Here is a 15,508-nt window from a genome sequence, read left to right as displayed (position 1 = left end):
GTCGTACAGCAGGTAGTGCGGGCTGCCTACGGGCGGCGGATCGCGTCGGCGGCGGCCGTGGCGGCCGGGCCGGCGGCCAGCTCCGTCTCCAGGAGCTGCTTGCCGAGCAGCTCGGGGTCCGGGAGCTCCATCGGGTATTCGCCGTCGAAGCAGGCGCGGCACAGGTTCGGCTTGGCGATGGTGGTCGCCTCGATCATGCCGTCGATGGAGATGTAGGCCAGGGAGTCGGCGCCCAGGGAGGTGCCGATCTCGTCGATCGTCATGCCGTTGGCGATGAGCTCGGCGCGGGTGGCGAAGTCGATGCCGAAGAAGCAGGGCCACTTCACGGGCGGCGAGGAGATCCGGATGTGGACCTCGGCGGCGCCCGCCTCGCGGAGCATGCGGACCAGGGCGCGCTGGGTGTTGCCGCGCACGATCGAGTCGTCGACGACGACCAGGCGCTTGCCCTTGATGACTTCCTTCAGCGGGTTCAGCTTCAGACGGATGCCCAGCTGGCGGATGGTCTGCGAGGGCTGGATGAACGTACGGCCGACGTAGGCGTTCTTCACCAGGCCGGCGCCGAAGGGGATGCCCGAGGCCTCGGCGTAACCGATGGCCGCCGGGGTGCCGGACTCCGGGGTCGCTATCACCAGGTCGGCCTCGACCGGGGACTCCTTCGCCAGCTTGCGGCCCATCTCCACGCGGGAGAGGTAGACGTTCCGGCCGGCGATGTCGGTGTCGGGGCGGGCCAGGTACACGTACTCGAAGACACAGCCCTTGGGCTTCGCTTCCGCGAATCGAGACGTGCGCAGGCCGTTCTCGTCGATGGCGACGAACTCGCCCGGCTCTATCTCGCGGACGTAGGCGGCGCCGCAGATGTCGAGGGCCGCGGACTCGGAGGCGACGACCCAGCCGCGCTCCAGCCTGCCGAGGACCAGGGGGCGGATGCCCTGCGGGTCGCGGGCGGCGTACAGCGTGTTCTCGTCCATGAAGACGAGGCTGAAGGCGCCGCGCACCTGGGGCAGGACCTGGCCGGCCGCCTCCTCGATGGTCAGCGGCTTGCCGTCCTCGTCGACCTGGGCCGCGAGGAGCGCGGTGAGCAGGTCGGTGTCGTTGGTGGCCGCGACGCGCGGGGTGCGGCCGCCCTCCTGCTTGGGCAGGTCGGCGACCATCTCGGCGAGCTGGGCGGTGTTGACGAGGTTGCCGTTGTGGCCGAGCGCGATGGAGCCGTGCCCGGTGGCACGGAACGTCGGCTGGGCGTTCTCCCACACGGAGGCACCGGTGGTCGAGTAGCGGGCGTGACCGACCGCGATATGACCCTGGAGCGAACCGAGTGAGGTCTCGTCGAAGACCTGGGAGACCAGGCCCATGTCCTTGAAGACGAGGATCTGTGAGCCGTTGCTGACCGCGATTCCCGCGGATTCCTGGCCTCGATGCTGGAGGGCGTAGAGCCCGAAGTACGTGAGCTTGGCGACCTCTTCGCCCGGAGCCCAGACACCGAAGACGCCACAAGCGTCCTGGGGGCCCTTCTCACCGGGGAGCAGGTCGTGGTTGAGTCGTCCGTCACCACGTGGCACGCCACCGAGTGTAGGCGAGGTCGTCCACTGGTCCGAATTGGGGATACCGGACTTTTCAGTGGATCACCGCTCGGCGACGGCTCGCACACTCGTGCCGTTTGCGCTGGTCAGCGTCAGGGTTTGGTGATCGACTCCGTACTTCAGCTTCCCGTCGAAAAGTCGCAGCAGGGCCTTCTCGTCGGACATGAGTGAGTCTTCGCACATCATTCGGGTGGTGGCCGGGGGGCCGAGGGTGATATCGCCGTCGCGGACGGTGGCCTCGGCGTTCACCTTGTTGCAGCCCAGGCTGCCGGAGACGGTGCCCTTCTTCGCGTCGAAGGTGAGGTGAGCGCGGCCGTCGGTGTCCGGGGCCGTGACGGTCCACCTGGTGCCGCTCAGCGGGGCGTCCTTCGCCTTGGTCAGGCGGACGGTGTCCCCCTGGCCGGTGGTGAGCGTGAGGCGGTCGCCGTCCACCCGGGCCCTGAGCTCCCGGTCGGAGAGCGTGCGGGCGAGGGTCTCCTCGAAGTCCATGGGCTTGTTCTCGCAGGCCATCTCCGTGGACATGGTCTTGGCGAGCCGGATGCGGTCGCCGTCGACGGTGGCATCGGCGCCGAACTTGTTGCATCCGAAGCTGCCCTCGGCCCGGCCCTTGTCGATGGTCACGTGGGCGCCGGTGGGGGCCTTCTGGGTCTTTCCGTCGGCGGTGACGCTGTCCACGCTCCACCGCACGCCCGTCACCGTCACCGGCTTCCCGGCACCGACCGAACCGCTGCCGCCGTCCGCCTTCTCGTTGCCGCAGGCCGCCATGAGCGGGACGAGCACGGCGGCGGCCGTCAGGGTCATGCGCTGCTTCTGCCTGTCCATGCCACTTCGACGGGGGACCCGGGGGGATCGGTTCCCCTTATGCCATCAGTGGCAGGTGGGCCGAAAGGTCCGCCCGCTCGCCACTGGCGCTCACGCGGGCGTCCTGGAGCGCCTGTGCCCAGGCCAGCCGCCCGGTCGCCAGCCGGATCCAGGTCAGCGGGTCCGTCTCGACGACGCTGGGCGGGGTGCCCCGGGTGTGCCTCGGGCCCGCCACGCACTGCACGACCGCGTACGGCGGGATCCGCACCTCGGTGGAGCCGCCGGGCGCCTTCACGGCGAGGGCGTCGGCGAGGAGGCGGGTGCAGGCGGCGAGGGCCTGGCGGTCGTAGGGGATGTCGAGGCCCGGGACGGCGGCGTTCAGGTCGTCGGTGTGGACGACGAGTTCGACGGTGCGGGTGACCAGGTAGTCGGCGAGGGTGATGGCGCCGGTGCGGGCGGCGAGGACCCGGTCGCCGGGCGTGTCGGCCAGCTTGCGCGCGAGGTGCTCCTCGGTGCGGGCGTAGAGGGCGTCGAGGTCGGGGTTGGCGGCGGCGAGGTCGCGGGTGCCGTCGGCGATGTCGCCTGCGCGGGCGGCGGTGGCGAAGGGCCAGTCGAGGAGGGCGAGCTCCGGTTTCGCCGGTTCCTCGCGCTCCAGGTTGCGGCTGACGGTCTCCACGGCCATGGTCACGTGCGCGGCGAGGTCCCGTACCGTCCAGTCCCCCAGCCGGGTGGGCAGGGCGAGCTGGTCGGGGGTGAGGGTGTGTACGGCCTCGCGGACGTGCCCGAACTGGGTGAAGACCGCGGTGCGGATCTTGACGGGGTCGTAGCTGCGGGCGCGCTTCTTGGCCGGGGGCATGGAGATCAGCCTATGCGGGCTGCGATGCCGCCGCGGGCGTCTCGAAGCTCTCGCCGTTGCGGGGGACACCGATGCCGCGCCAGGTGAAGGGAATACCGCGGGCGGTGTCCGGGTCGGAGCCGTCCATCAGCTGGAAGTGGAGGTGGGGCTCGGTGGAGTTGCCCGAGTTGCCGCAGCGGGCGAGCGGCTGTCCGGCGGTCACCCGGTCCCCTTCGCGGACGGTGAGCGAGCCGCGCTGGAGGTGGGCGTAGAGCGCGTAGGTGCCGTCGCCGAGGTCGAGGACGACGTGGTTGCCGACGACGCGCCCGGCGCCGGACAGGTCGCGCACGGACGCCTCCACGACCATCAGGTACAGCAGCGCGAGCGGCGACGTACGGCTGAGGTGGTCGCGCTGACCGTCGGTGGCCCGGACGACGGTGCCGTCGGCGACCGCGAGGAGCGGGGAGCCGTAGGCGGGGAAGGCGCTGTTGCGACGCGCGAACGGCCACAGCCAGTGAAATCCCGGGCGGGCGCCCGGCTCCGGCTCGGCGACGACGTCGATGGCGTACGTCTGGCCGTAGGCGTGCGTGCCGTGGCTCGGGGTGCGGTCGGCCGGGCTGTTCAGCGCGGTCCAGCGGCCGGTGACGGGCGGCTCGACCTCGACCGGCTCCCGGGCCGCGCGCGGGCTGTCCGTCGCGCCGCCCCACCTGTTGGCCACGACGAGGATCAGGTAGGCCAGGGCGATCGGCAGGAAGTTCCACCACCACGGATAGCCCAGGTCCAGCGCGGCGTGGGCGACCACCAGGCCGAGAAACGCCAGTTGCAGGGCACGGTAGGCGATTTTGGCGAGTTTGCGTACGGACATCGTTCCCCCGGTTCGGTCGGTCACGGGTTCAGTCGTTCACGGGCGTGCCACCGCCACCGCCACCAGCAGTGGTACGACCCGCCCCGGCGGCACCTCGTAGCGGCCCCGGCCGGTCGTGTGCAGCCAGCCGGCGCCGGTCAGCTGGCGCAGGTGGTGGTAGATCTGGCCGGTCGTGCCGACCTCGTCCAGCTCGGCGAGATCCGCCGCGGTGCGCCGGCCGCCGAGGATCTCGCGGAGCAGCCGGATCCGGACCGGGTGGCCGAGTGCCGCGAACGACTCGGCGACCGGTGTCCAGTCGTCCTCCAGCAGCTCTTCCGTCAGGGCTCCCGTCTGCCACGCGTACTGCTCGCCCGTCGGCAGGCGTACGGAGCCGGTGTAGAGGACACCGCCGTCGGCGGCTCCCAGCTCGGACAGTTGCTCCTTCAGCCCGTTCAGGGCCCAGAAGTCGCCTGCGTCGAGGCGGGGTCCGGCGCGGTGGGCGCCTTCCAGGGCGGCCAGCCGGCGCTCCAGGTCGGCGACGCGTTGTTCCAGTTCCACTCTATGGAGATTACGGAACTACGTAATCGCGTGCAAGAGGGGCGGGCCTCAGTGGGCGTCCGGACATACGAAAGCCCCGCCCGTCGCCATGACGGGCGGGGCGGGGCCTTCGTGACTACGCCGGCAGTGGACTACGCCAGCAGCGCCGGGATCGTCCCCTCGTGGAGCTCGCGCAACTCGGAGAGGGGGAGCGTGAACTCGCCCTGGATGTCCACCGAGTCGCCGTCCACGACACCGATACGGGTGGCGGGCAGGCCCCGCGCACCGCACATGTCGTTGAAGCGGACCTCCTCCGAACGCGGCACGGCCACGACCGCGCGGCCCGCCGACTCGGAGAAGAGGAAGGTGAAGGCGTCCAGACCGTCCGGGACGATCAGGCGCGCGCCCTTGCCGCCCAGCAGCGCCGACTCGACGACCGCCTGAATGAGGCCGCCGTCGGACAGGTCGTGCGCGGAGTCGATCATGCCGTCGCGGGAGGCGGCGATCAGGATCTCGGCGAGCAGGCGCTCGCGCTCCAGGTCGACCTTCGGGGGAAGGCCGCCGAGGTGGTCGTGGACGACCTGCGACCAGGCCGAGCCGCCGAACTCCTCACGGGTGTCGCCGAGGAGGTAGAGCAGCTGCCCCTCCTCCTGGAAGGCGACCGGCGTGCGACGGGTGACGTCGTCGATGACGCCCAGGACCGCGACGACCGGGGTCGGGTGGATGGCGGCCTCGCCCGTCTGGTTGTAGAGCGAGACGTTGCCGCCGGTCACCGGGGTGCCCAGCTGCTGGCAGGCGTCCGCCAGACCGCGCACGGCCTCCGCGAACTGCCACATCACCGCCGGGTCCTCGGGCGAGCCGAAGTTGAGGCAGTCCGAGACGGCGAGCGGCTTGGCGCCCGTCGTCGCCACGTTGCGGTAGGCCTCCGCCAGGGCCAGCTGCGCGCCCGCGTACGGGTCGAGCTTGGCGTACCGGCCGTTGCCGTCCGTGGCGAGGGCCACGCCGAGGCCGGTCTCCTCGTCGATCCGGATCATGCCGGAGTCCTCGGGCTGGGCGAGGACCGTGTTGCCCTGCACGAAGTGGTCGTACTGCGAGGTGATCCAGGACTTGGAGGCCTGGTTCGGGGAGCCGACCAGCTTCAGGACCTGGTCCTTCAGCTCCTCGCTCGTCGCCGGACGCGGCAGCTTGTTCGCGTCGTCCGCCTGGAGGGCGTCCTGCCAGGACGGGCGGGCGTACGGGCGCTCGTAGACCGGGCCCTCGTGGGCCACCGTGCGCGGGTCGACGTCGACGATCTTGCCGCCGTGCCAGTAGATCTCCAGGCGGTCGCCGTCGGTCACCTCACCGATGACGGTGGCGATGACGTCCCACTTCTCGCAGATCTCCAGGAAGCGGTCGACCTTCTCCGGCTCGACGACCGCGCACATGCGCTCCTGCGACTCGCTCATGAGGATTTCCTCGGGCGAGAGCGTCGAGTCGCGCAGAGGGACGTCGTCCAGCGTCACGCGCATGCCGCCGGAGCCGTTGGACGCCAGCTCGCTGGTGGCACAGGACAGGCCCGCCGCCCCCAGGTCCTGGATGCCGACGACCAGCTTCTCCTTGAAGGCCTCCAGGGTGCACTCGATGAGGAGCTTCTCCTGGAAGGGGTCGCCGACCTGGACGGCCGGGCGCTTGGAGGGCTTGGCGTCGTCGAAGGTCTCGGAGGCCAGGATCGAGGCGCCGCCGATGCCGTCACCGCCGGTCCGGGCCCCGTACAGGATGACCTTGTTGCCCGCGCCGGACGCCTTCGCGAGGTGGATGTCCTCGTGCCGCATCACGCCGATGCATCCGGCGTTGACCAGCGGGTTGCCCTGGTAGCAGGAGTCGAAGACGACCTCGCCGCCGATGTTGGGCAGGCCCAGGCAGTTGCCGTAGCCGCCGATGCCGGCGACGACACCCGGCAGCACCCGCTTGGTGTCGGGGTGGTCGGCCGCGCCGAACCGCAGCGGGTCGACGACCGCCACCGGCCGGGCGCCCATGGCGATGATGTCGCGGACGATGCCGCCGACACCCGTGGCCGCGCCCTGGTAGGGCTCGACGTACGACGGGTGGTTGTGCGACTCGACCTTGAAGGTGACCGCGTAACCCTGGCCGACGTCCACGACACCGGCGTTCTCGCCGATGCCGACGAGCAGGGCGTCGTTCTCGGGTGCCTTCTCGCCGAACTGGCGCAGGTGCACCTTGCTGCTCTTGTACGAGCAGTGCTCGGACCACATCACCGAGTACATGGCGAGCTCGGCCCCGGTGGGCCGGCGGCCGAGGATCTCGACCACGCGCTCGTACTCGTCCTTCTTCAGGCCCAGTTCGGCCCAGGGCAGCTCGACGTCGGGGGTCGCGGCCGCGTGCTCGACCGTGTCCAGAGGCGTCCGGCTCATGCGTTGACCAGCTTCTTGAGGATCGAGGTGAAGAACGGGAGGCCGTCGGTACGACCGGTGCCGATCAGCGGCTCGACGGCGTGCTCGGGGTGCGGCATCAGGCCCACGACGTTGCCGGCCTCGTTGGTGACGCCCGCGATGTCGTTGTTCGAGCCGTTGGGGTTGACGTCCAGGTACCGGAAGGCGACCCGGCCCTCGGACTCCAGCGCGTCCAGCGTGCGCTGGTCGGCGACGTACTGCCCGTCGATGTTCTTCAGCGGGATGTGGATCTCCTGGCCGGCGGTGTAGTCGCTGGTCCAGGCCGTCTCGGCGTTCTCCACCCGGAGCTTCTGGTCACGGCAGATGAAGTGCAGGTGGTTGTTGCGCAGCATCGTGCCGGGCAGCAGGTGGGCCTCGGTGAGGATCTGGAAGCCGTTGCAGATGCCGAGCACCGGCAGACCGGCCTTCGCCTGCTCCAGCAGGGGCTCCATCACCGGCGAGAAACGGGCGATGGCCCCGGCGCGCAGGTAGTCGCCGTAGGAGAAACCACCGCACAGCACCACGGCGTCGACCTGCTTGAGGTCCTTGTCCTTGTGCCACAGGGCGACCGGCTCGGCGCCCGCGAGGCGGATCGCGCGCTGCGTGTCCCGGTCGTCCAGACTGCCGGGGAAAGTGACGACGCCAATACGAGCGGTCACTTCACGGCCTCCGCGACTTCCTCGACCCGGACCGTGAAGTCCTCGATCACGGTGTTCGCGAGGAAGGACTCCGCAAGATCGTGAATGCGGGCGAGGGCGGCCTCGTCGACCGGCCCGTCAACTTCCAGTTCGAAACGCTTTCCCTGGCGGACGTCCGAGATCCCTTCGAAACCCAGCCGCGGCAGTGCGCGCTGCACCGCCTGGCCCTGGGGGTCGAGGATCTCCGGCTTGAGCATGACGTCGACTACGACGCGTGCCACTGGCACTCCCGGTGTGTGGTGCTGAGCAGGTTCCTTCAGACTACCCGCACAAAAATTCTACGCGCGTCGACTTGTAGGAAACTACGTGACGGTCATCACGATCCCGCATCAACGGACCCACACACGAAAATTTCCGGGAAAGATTCCGGGTCGACACCCGGAACCTATTGCGTTCGGACACGCGGGAGGATTTAGTCGGGTTTCACATTGCATTGTCAGGCACTGTAGAAATGAATTGGCAAGTGCCGCAGGAAGGGACCGATATTCGTGGCGCAGAAGGTCGTGGTCACTCTCTTTGACGACATCGACGGCTCGGAAGCGGCGGAAACGATCGCCTTCGGACTGGACGGCAAGTCGTACGAGATCGACCTGAACGAAGTCAATGCCGGCGAACTGCGGAAGGCGCTCGCGCCCTACGTGGAGGCCGGCCGCAAACGGTCCCGCTCGGGCAGGGCGTACCGGCAGACGGAGGTCGCCCCCGACCCGTCGGCCGTACGGGCCTGGGCCCAGGCGAACAAGATGGAGGTCCCCGCGCGCGGGCGCATCCCCAAGAAGGTCTACGAGGCGTTCACCGCCGCGCAGTGACGGCCCGGTGAGGCCCGGGCGGACGACCGCTCACCCGCCCCTCGCGGCAACCGACTTGCGCAGCACCCCGGCTGATCAGCTAGAGTCTGGAGCACGCCGAGGGGCGAGGCCGAAAGGCCCGGCTCACGGAAACATGCGGGTGTAGTTCAGTAGTAGAACATCCCCCTTCCAGGGGGAAGGCGCAGTGTGCGATTCCTGTCACCCGCTCTGCATCGCCAGTACCGACCACTCGTGTGGATCAGGTAGGCTGGTGCCCGCACCGATCGGTGAGAGCCGGTCGGGAGCATATGCGGACGTAGCTCAGTTGGTAGAGCGCAACCTTGCCAAGGTTGAGGTCGCGAGTTCGAGCCTCGTCGTCCGCTCGGGAATGAGACCCCGGTCCTGATGGACCGGGGTCTTCTTCGTGTTTCCGTTCCTGGTCTCTGATCCTTGCTTCTGACATTTGTCATGCCGAGTGATGACAGCGCGCACTGCTCCCGGAGCCACGCGGCCGGGACGCTGAGGACATGGATACCAACGGACACGAACACGTGATTGAGGTCACTGACCTGCGGCGTGTGTACGGGGGCGGGTTCGAGGCGGTAAGCGGAATCACCTTTTCCGTACGACGCGGGGAGATCTTCGCCCTGCTGGGCACCAACGGCGCCGGCAAGACGTCGACCGTCGAACTGCTGGAGGGCCTCGCGGCGCCGGCGGGCGGCCGGGTGCGGGTCCTCGGCCACGACCCGTACACCGACCGGGCCCTCGTACGGCCGCGCACCGGCGTGATGCTCCAGGAAGGCGGCTTCCCGTCCGAGCTGACCGTCGCGGAGACCGCGCGGATGTGGGCGGGGTGTGTGAGCGGGGCCCGGCCACCGGCGGAGATCCTGGCGCTGGTGGGGCTGCAGTCGAAGGCCGGCATCCGGGTCAAGCAGTTGTCCGGCGGGCAGCGGCGCCGACTGGATCTGGCGCTCGCGCTGCTCGGCGACCCCGAGGTGCTCTTCCTGGACGAGCCGACCACCGGGCTGGACGCCGAAGGCCGCCGCGAGACCTGGGAGTTGGTGAGCGCCCTGCGCGACGGCGGTACGACGGTGCTGCTGACCACGCACTACCTGGAGGAGGCCGAGAACCTCGCCGACCGGCTGGCGATCATGCATGCGGGCCGCATCGCCACCACCGGAACCCCGGCCGAGGTGACCGCCGCGGAACCGTCGCGGATCTCCTTCGAACTGCCCGAGGGCTATTTCGTCGGCGACCTCCCGCCGCTCGGCGAGCTGGGCGTGAGCGGGCACGAGACCGACGGCCGGACCGTCCGGCTCCGCACCCACGAACTCCAGCGGACGGCCACCGGACTGCTGATGTGGGCCGCGCAGGTCCGGGTGGAACTGCGCCGCCTGGACGTGCGGTCGGCCTCCCTGGAGGAGGCGTTCCTCGCAATCGCCAAGAACGTCTCCGCGCAGCAGGCCATGGGGATGACGGCGAAGGAGTACGCGGCATGAGCGCCACGCACACGACGACCCGCCCGGCGTCGGCGGTGACCACGCCACTGAGCCGGATGACGGCACTCGCCCGTGCCGAGATGACCCTGCTCGGGCGGACCAAGGGCGCGCTCGTCGCCGCGCTGTTCGCACCGCTGGTGCTGCCGGTCAGCACATCGCAGTTCTCCAAGAAGATGGACCTCGCCGAAGCCGGGCTGAGCACCGGCACCCTGGTGCTGCCCGCCTCGGTCGGCTTCTCCCTGCTGTTCGCCGTCTACTCGGTGCTCGTCGGCGCCCTCGTCGTCCGGCGTGAGGAACTGGTCCTCAAGCGGCTGCGCACCGGTGAGCTGCGGGACGTCGAGATCCTGGCCGGTTCCGCGCTGCCGGCCGTGCTCACCGGGCTCGTGCAGTGCCTGGTGCTGGCGGTGGGCTGCTCGGTCCTGCTGGATCTGCCCGCGCCGCCCGCGCCCCATCTGGCCGTCGCCGGCCTGCTGCTGGGGCTCGTGATGTGTGCCGCGCTGGCCGCCGCCACCGCGAGCTTCACCAGGACCGGCGAGAGCGCCCAGGTCACGCCCATGCCCCTGATGCTCGTCTCGATGATGGGCTCAGGCATGTTCTTCCCGCTGGAGCTCCTGCCGGACCGCGTGGCCTCCGTCTGCGAACTGCTGCCGCTGACGCCCGTCGTCACCCTGGTGCGCGGCGGCTGGACCGGCGACCTGCCGGTGGCCGAGGCGCTGGGCGCCGTCGCGACGGCGGTGGTCTGGATCGTCATCGCGGTGTTTGCTGTACGGCGGTGGTTCCGCTGGGAACCGCGGCGCTGACCGAAGGGGGAGTGACGGGCTGATGCGGGGGCCGGGCGGGTGGTGGCGGCGGCAGAGCACGCCGGAGAAGGTCGAGACGTACACCCGGGGGTCGTTCCACTTCTTCGCGGTGCTCGAGTTCGTGACGATCGGGCTCACGGCCCTGATCCCGTTGGGAGGGTGGGTGGGGGCCGCCCTGCTGCTGACGGCGGGCGTGCACGCCGCGCTCTGCTTCGTCACCGTGTCGCGGGCGCTGGACTGGACGCGGGGCAGGCGCCCCCAGCCCGTCGGACTGCTGTGGTCGCTGGCCGCCGTCACCGCCGCGGTGGGCGCCACCGCGATCGGCATCGCGGAACGCGGACCGGACAGCGAGAGCGTGGACGCCGCCGTGGGCGGGGCCTTCGGGGTGGTCGTCATCGTCGGGACCGGCATCATCGCGCTCGGCATCCGTGAGCGGAAGCGCGTGTTCGCCGTCGTCGGGGCCTTCGCCGCGGGCTCCGGGATCGTGGCCTTCACCCGGGGTGCGCCTGCGGGCGAATCGCTGCTGGCGTCGGTGATGGTGCTGTTCGGCGGCGGGCTCGTCGCCTTCACGGCCATCGTCTCGGTGTGGCTGCTCAACATCGTCTACGAACTCGACGAGGCACGTGAGACCCGGTCCCGGCTCGCCGTCGCCGAGGAGCGGCTGAGGTTCGGGCGGGACCTGCACGACGTCATGGGGCGGAACCTCGCCGTCATCGCGCTCAAGAGCGAACTGGCCGTGCAGCTCGCCCAGCGGGACCGGCCGGAAGCCGTGGCGCAGATGGTCGAGGTGCAGCGGCTCGCGCAGGAGTCGCAGCGGGAGGTCCGCGAGGTCGTCCGAGGCTACCGGGATGCCGACCTCGCCTCGGAACTCGCCGGTGCGCAGGGCGTACTGACCGCGGCCGGTATCGACTGCACGGTGGGCGGGGCGACGGCGGCGGGGCTGCCCGTCGCGGTGCAGTCCGCCCTGGGGTGGGTGGTCCGGGAGGCCGCCACGAACGTCCTGCGGCACGGGGACGCACGGCGGTGTGCGGTGAGGCTGCGGATGTCGGAGGGGCGCGTGGTGTTGTCCGTGGAGAACGACGGGGTCAGCGAGGCCGCGGGCGGGCCCTCCGACTCGTCCGGCTCATCCGGCTCCGGGCTCGCCGGCCTTCGGGAGCGGCTGGCGGAGATCGACGGGACCCTGGAGGCCGGACCCGCGGGCAAGGGGCTGTTCCGGCTGACGGCGGAGATTCCGCTGCCGTCGGAGTCCGCCCCCTCCGAGCCCATCGCCGCCGTGCCTGCTGTGAGTGAGGTCATGCCATGACCGCCGTGGAGCCGGTGCGGCTGCTGCTCGCCGACGACGAGCACCTCATCCGGGGGGCGCTCGCCGCGCTGCTGTCGCTGGAGGACGACCTCACGGTCGTCGCCGAGGCGGCCACCGGGCCGGAGGCGCTCGCGATGGCCCGGGCTCACAAGCCCGACGTCGCCGTACTGGATCTCCAGATGCCCGGCGCCGACGGTGTGAAGGTCGCCACATCCCTGCGCACCGAACTGCCCGGCTGCAAGGTACTCATCGTCACCAGCCACGGGCGGCCCGGGCATCTGAAGCGGGCGCTGGAGGCCGGGGTGCGGGGGTTCGTGCCGAAGACCGTGAGCGCGCAGCGGCTCGCGGAGCTCATCCGCACCGTGCACGCCGGGAACCGCTACGTCGACCCGGAGTTGGCCGCCGACGCGATCGCCGCCGGGGAATCGCCGCTGACCGCGCGGGAGGCCGAGGTGCTGGAGCTCGCCGCCGACGGTGCGCCCGTCGCGGAGATCGCCGAGCGGGCCGCGCTGTCACAGGGGACCGTACGGAACTACCTGTCGTCGGCCGTGTCGAAGCTCGGGGCGGAGAACCGGCATGCGGCGGTGCGGCTCGCGCGGGAGCGAGGTTGGGTATAGTGGTTCCCGCGCCACGGCGCAGGCGAACGTAGCTCAGTTGGTAGAGCGCAACCTTGCCAAGGTTGAGGTCGCGAGTTCGAACCTCGTCGTTCGCTCCAGCGAGAAGCCCCCCGGTTCCAGCCGGGGGGCTTCTTCGTGTTCTACGTGCGGGTCTACGACCAGCTGGTGCCGGTCAGGCGCTCGTACGCCTCCACGTACTTGGCGCGGGTGGCGTCGACGACCTGCTGCGGCAGCGCGGGCGGCGGCTGCTCGCTCTTGCGGTCCCAGCCGGACTCCGCCGAGGTCAGCCAGTCGCGGACGTACTGCTTGTCGTACGACGGCTGCGCGCGGCCCGGCTGCCACTCGTCGGCCGGCCAGAAGCGGGAGGAGTCCGCGGTGAGGACCTCGTCCGCGAGGACCAGGGCGTCGCCGTCGAAGCCGAACTCGAACTTCGTGTCCGCGAGGATGATGCCCCGGTCGCGGGCGATGTCCCGGCCCCGGAAGTAGACCGCGAGGGTCGCCTGGCGCAGCCGGGCAGCGGTGTCGGCGCCGACCTGGCGGGCGACCTCTTCGTAGGAGACGTTCTCGTCGTGCTCGCCGACGGCGGCCTTGGTGGCCGGGGTGAAGATCGGGGCGGGCAGTTCGCTGCCGTCGACCAGGCCCTCCGGCAGCGCGAGGCCGCAGACCGTGCGGGACTCGTTGTACTCGACCAGGCCCGAGCCGGTCAGGTAGCCGCGGGCCACGCACTCCACGGGGACCATCTGGAGCGACTTGCAGACGAGCGTGCGGCCCTCCCAGTCGGCGGGGGCGCCCGCGGGCAGTTCCGTGCTCAGGACGTGGTTCGGGATCAGGTCGGCGAGCTGGTCGAACCACCACAGGGAGAGCTGCGTGAGGACCCGGCCCTTGTCGGGGATCTCGGTCGGCAGCACCCAGTCGAATGCGGAGATGCGGTCGCTGGCGACCATCACGAGGTCGCCCGCCTCGTTCTGGTACAGCTCGCGCACCTTGCCGGTGTGCAGATGCACCAGGCCCGGAACCTGGATCGGCTCGGGCTTCTCTACGAATCCGGACACGGTTCCTCCCCGTGGTTCTGTCCAAGTGGCTCGATTCTCCCGTATGCGAGCTTGATCACGGACAGCGGGTCAGTCGCGTTTGCAGATGCGGTCCAGGAGATTTGCGGTCGCCCGCTGGATGCGGGGGTCGACGTGGCCCGGGCGGTCCAGGGCCGGAGTCCAGGCGAACGTTCCGGAGGCGAAGACCCAGGCGCCGGAGGGGGCCCGGTACAGGGACGTCTCCTGGTGACGCGGTGCGCCCTCCTTGTCCGTGTACGGCGAATGGGCGAGCAGCACGCGCTCCTCGTGCTCGGGCAACGGGGTGCGCGGGAAGTAGCGGTCGGCCTCGCCCGCCACCAGGCCCTCGATCTCATCCCCCTCGTGCGCCCCGGTCGCCTCCCACAGCCAGTGGCCGGCGTTGCGCACGATCAGGGGATGCGGCACGGGGACGGGCCCGGCGTACTGGATGCCGATGAGCTGCTGCTCCGCCCGGTCGATCTCCCGCCACAGCACCGGCTTGCCGGGGCCCCTGCGCTTGCGGCAGGTCAGCAGGCGGTCGGGGACGCCGGACGGGGAGGCGCCCAGTTCCACCTGCCAGTACATCGAGTTGGCGGAGAGGAAGACGAGCGAGGTGCCGGTGTCTCGGGCGAGCTCCACCGCGCCGCGCATCGCGGCCGACCAGTACTCGTCGTGGCCCGGGAAGACCAGGCCGCGGTAGCGGGTGGGGTCGACGCGGCCCGCGTGCAGGTCGCCGGCGGTGGCGTAGGCGACGTCGTAGCCGTAACGCTCCGCCCAGCGGATGAAGTCGTACGCGTGCCCGACGTGCAGGGGGAGGCCCGCGCCCGCGTACGGGCGGTCGAAGGAGACCGTGGTGGCGGCCTCGGACTCGCCCAGCAGACGGCCCTTCTCGTCCCAGGCGTGGTAGAGGCTGGCGCCGGTGCGGCCGTCCTCCGGGTAGAGGTTGTACGCCTGCCAGGTGATGTCGGGCAGGACGAGGAGCAGGTCGGCGGGCTGGTCGTGGCGGACCGTGAACGGGACGTGGGAGCGGTAGCCGTCGGCGGTGGTGAGGACGGCGACGTACGCGCCGATGTTCCAGTACGACGGGATCTGGAGCCGCCAGGAGAGCCACCAGTGGTGGCAGGAGACCGTACGGTCCGCCGTGAGCGGCGGGGGCTGCACGATGCCGGACAGGCGCGGACTGGTGGTGATCTTCGCGGCGCCGTCACCGCCGTAGTGGCCGATGCGGTAGATGTCGACGCCGAACTCCTGGGGCGGGTCGACGGTGACGTGGAAGTCGATGGCCTCGCCCGGGGCGACCGCGCCGGTGGAGGTGAAGCCCTTGATCTGCCGGTGGACGTCGTCGGCCGCGCGGGGGCCGCCGGAGCGGCTGCCCTTCTTCGAGGCCCGGGCCGGGTCCTGGTCCACGTACCAGGGGACGACCTGACCGCTGTCGTCGAAGTACGTGACGTTTCCGCGCAGCCACGGGACGGGGCCTTGGCCGAAGGGATCCGTCACGGCGTGCGCCAGCGCTCCCGACTCCCAGCGGCGGATCTGCTCCGAGCCCATGGTTGCTTCCCCTCCCCTTCGCCCCCGTGGCTGTGCGTGCTGTGTGGTGCGCTGCGACCTGTGTGGTTCTTTCGTGCCTATGTGTTTGTCGTATGTCGCAAGCCCTTGCCATGTGCGCGAACGGTCCAAGCACATCACATAATGCGCGCACTTCGTTACTGTTCGTTTCGAATTGGCCAGAAGCGG

15 protein-coding genes and 3 tRNA genes are annotated in these 15,508 nt (G+C 70.5%); 8 read left to right on the top strand and 10 right to left on the bottom strand.

What is annotated here, in order from left to right; genetic code table 11:
* Nucleotides 1-26: 26 nt before the first annotated feature.
* The 8 genes from purF to purS all read right to left on the bottom strand — a co-directional run bounded on the left by purF (nt 27) and on the right by purS (nt 7,942).
* Nucleotides 27-1,556 carry an amidophosphoribosyltransferase gene (purF, locus tag MQE23_RS23570; protein WP_020277202.1) on the bottom strand — a complete coding sequence of 510 codons (1,530 nt, stop codon included), beginning with the start codon at nt 1,554-1,556 and terminating at the stop codon, nt 27-29.
* Between the two features lie 63 nt (nt 1,557-1,619).
* Entirely contained in the window at nt 1,620-2,399 is a 780-nt protein-coding gene (locus tag MQE23_RS23565; RefSeq protein WP_243380193.1) for an META domain-containing protein, read from the bottom strand.
* A 37-nt stretch (nt 2,400-2,436) separates the two neighbouring features.
* A complete protein-coding gene (locus tag MQE23_RS23560; protein ID WP_020277204.1) occupies nt 2,437-3,234 on the bottom strand; it encodes a maleylpyruvate isomerase family mycothiol-dependent enzyme in 798 nt (265 codons plus the stop codon).
* Between the two features lie 10 nt (nt 3,235-3,244).
* Complete coding sequence (locus MQE23_RS23555; protein WP_243380191.1) at nt 3,245-4,078, bottom strand: M23 family metallopeptidase; 834 nt, start codon at nt 4,076-4,078, stop codon at nt 3,245-3,247.
* Between the two features lie 36 nt (nt 4,079-4,114).
* Nucleotides 4,115-4,615, bottom strand: coding sequence for a winged helix-turn-helix domain-containing protein (locus MQE23_RS23550; protein WP_020277206.1), 501 nt, complete (start codon nt 4,613-4,615; stop codon nt 4,115-4,117).
* 131 nt (nt 4,616-4,746) lie between these two features.
* Complete coding sequence (purL, locus tag MQE23_RS23545) at nt 4,747-7,005, bottom strand: phosphoribosylformylglycinamidine synthase subunit PurL (RefSeq protein ID WP_020277207.1); 2,259 nt, start codon at nt 7,003-7,005, stop codon at nt 4,747-4,749.
* The gene (purQ, locus tag MQE23_RS23540) at nt 7,002-7,682 is read right to left on the bottom strand and encodes a phosphoribosylformylglycinamidine synthase subunit PurQ (protein ID WP_020277208.1); all 681 of its coding nucleotides are present in this window, start codon (nt 7,680-7,682) and stop codon (nt 7,002-7,004) included. Before purQ ends, purL begins: the two co-directional genes overlap by 4 nt.
* A complete protein-coding gene (gene purS, locus MQE23_RS23535) occupies nt 7,679-7,942 on the bottom strand; it encodes a phosphoribosylformylglycinamidine synthase subunit PurS (RefSeq protein WP_010045045.1) in 264 nt (87 codons plus the stop codon). Before purS ends, purQ begins: the two co-directional genes overlap by 4 nt.
* A gap of 267 nt (nt 7,943-8,209) precedes the next feature.
* On the opposite strand from purS, the gene MQE23_RS23530 reads away from it, so the two are divergent.
* From MQE23_RS23530 to MQE23_RS23495, 8 genes are all read left to right on the top strand, one after another.
* Complete coding sequence (locus tag MQE23_RS23530) at nt 8,210-8,527, top strand: Lsr2 family protein (RefSeq protein WP_010045046.1); 318 nt, start codon at nt 8,210-8,212, stop codon at nt 8,525-8,527.
* A gap of 135 nt (nt 8,528-8,662) precedes the next feature.
* Nucleotides 8,663-8,734: transfer RNA gene (locus MQE23_RS23525), tRNA-Gly, on the top strand.
* 82 nt (nt 8,735-8,816) lie between these two features.
* Nucleotides 8,817-8,889 (top strand) — tRNA-Gly (locus MQE23_RS23520).
* A 144-nt stretch (nt 8,890-9,033) separates the two neighbouring features.
* On the top strand, nt 9,034-10,005 hold the full coding sequence (locus tag MQE23_RS23515) for an ABC transporter ATP-binding protein (RefSeq protein WP_243380190.1): 972 nt from the start codon (nt 9,034-9,036) through the stop codon (nt 10,003-10,005).
* Nucleotides 10,002-10,805, top strand: coding sequence for an ABC transporter permease (locus tag MQE23_RS23510; RefSeq protein ID WP_020274988.1), 804 nt, complete (start codon nt 10,002-10,004; stop codon nt 10,803-10,805). Before MQE23_RS23515 ends, MQE23_RS23510 begins: the two co-directional genes overlap by 4 nt.
* 22 nt (nt 10,806-10,827) lie before the next feature.
* Complete coding sequence (locus MQE23_RS23505; RefSeq protein ID WP_020274987.1) at nt 10,828-12,108, top strand: histidine kinase; 1,281 nt, start codon at nt 10,828-10,830, stop codon at nt 12,106-12,108.
* Nucleotides 12,105-12,725, top strand: a complete 621-nt coding sequence (locus MQE23_RS23500) for a response regulator transcription factor (RefSeq protein ID WP_020274986.1) — start codon at nt 12,105-12,107, stop codon at nt 12,723-12,725. The genes MQE23_RS23505 and MQE23_RS23500 overlap by 4 nt, the downstream gene beginning before the upstream one ends.
* 22 nt (nt 12,726-12,747) lie before the next feature.
* A tRNA-Gly gene (locus tag MQE23_RS23495) sits at nt 12,748-12,823 on the top strand.
* A 54-nt stretch (nt 12,824-12,877) separates the two neighbouring features.
* On the opposite strand, the gene MQE23_RS23490 is transcribed toward MQE23_RS23495, so the two are convergent.
* The gene (locus MQE23_RS23490) at nt 12,878-13,777 is read right to left on the bottom strand and encodes a phosphoribosylaminoimidazolesuccinocarboxamide synthase (protein ID WP_020274985.1); all 900 of its coding nucleotides are present in this window, start codon (nt 13,775-13,777) and stop codon (nt 12,878-12,880) included.
* 69 nt (nt 13,778-13,846) lie between these two features.
* The gene (locus MQE23_RS23485; protein ID WP_243380188.1) at nt 13,847-15,322 is read right to left on the bottom strand and encodes a N,N-dimethylformamidase beta subunit family domain-containing protein; all 1,476 of its coding nucleotides are present in this window, start codon (nt 15,320-15,322) and stop codon (nt 13,847-13,849) included.
* Nucleotides 15,323-15,508: the final 186 nt, after the last annotated feature.

The organism is Streptomyces sp. HP-A2021 (genome assembly GCF_022807935.1).
Taxonomy (GTDB): Bacteria; Actinomycetota; Actinomycetes; order Streptomycetales; family Streptomycetaceae; genus Streptomyces; species Streptomyces afghaniensis.
The sequence above is the reverse complement of the archived record's forward strand: the minus strand, read 5'-3'. Positions and strand labels throughout refer to the sequence as shown.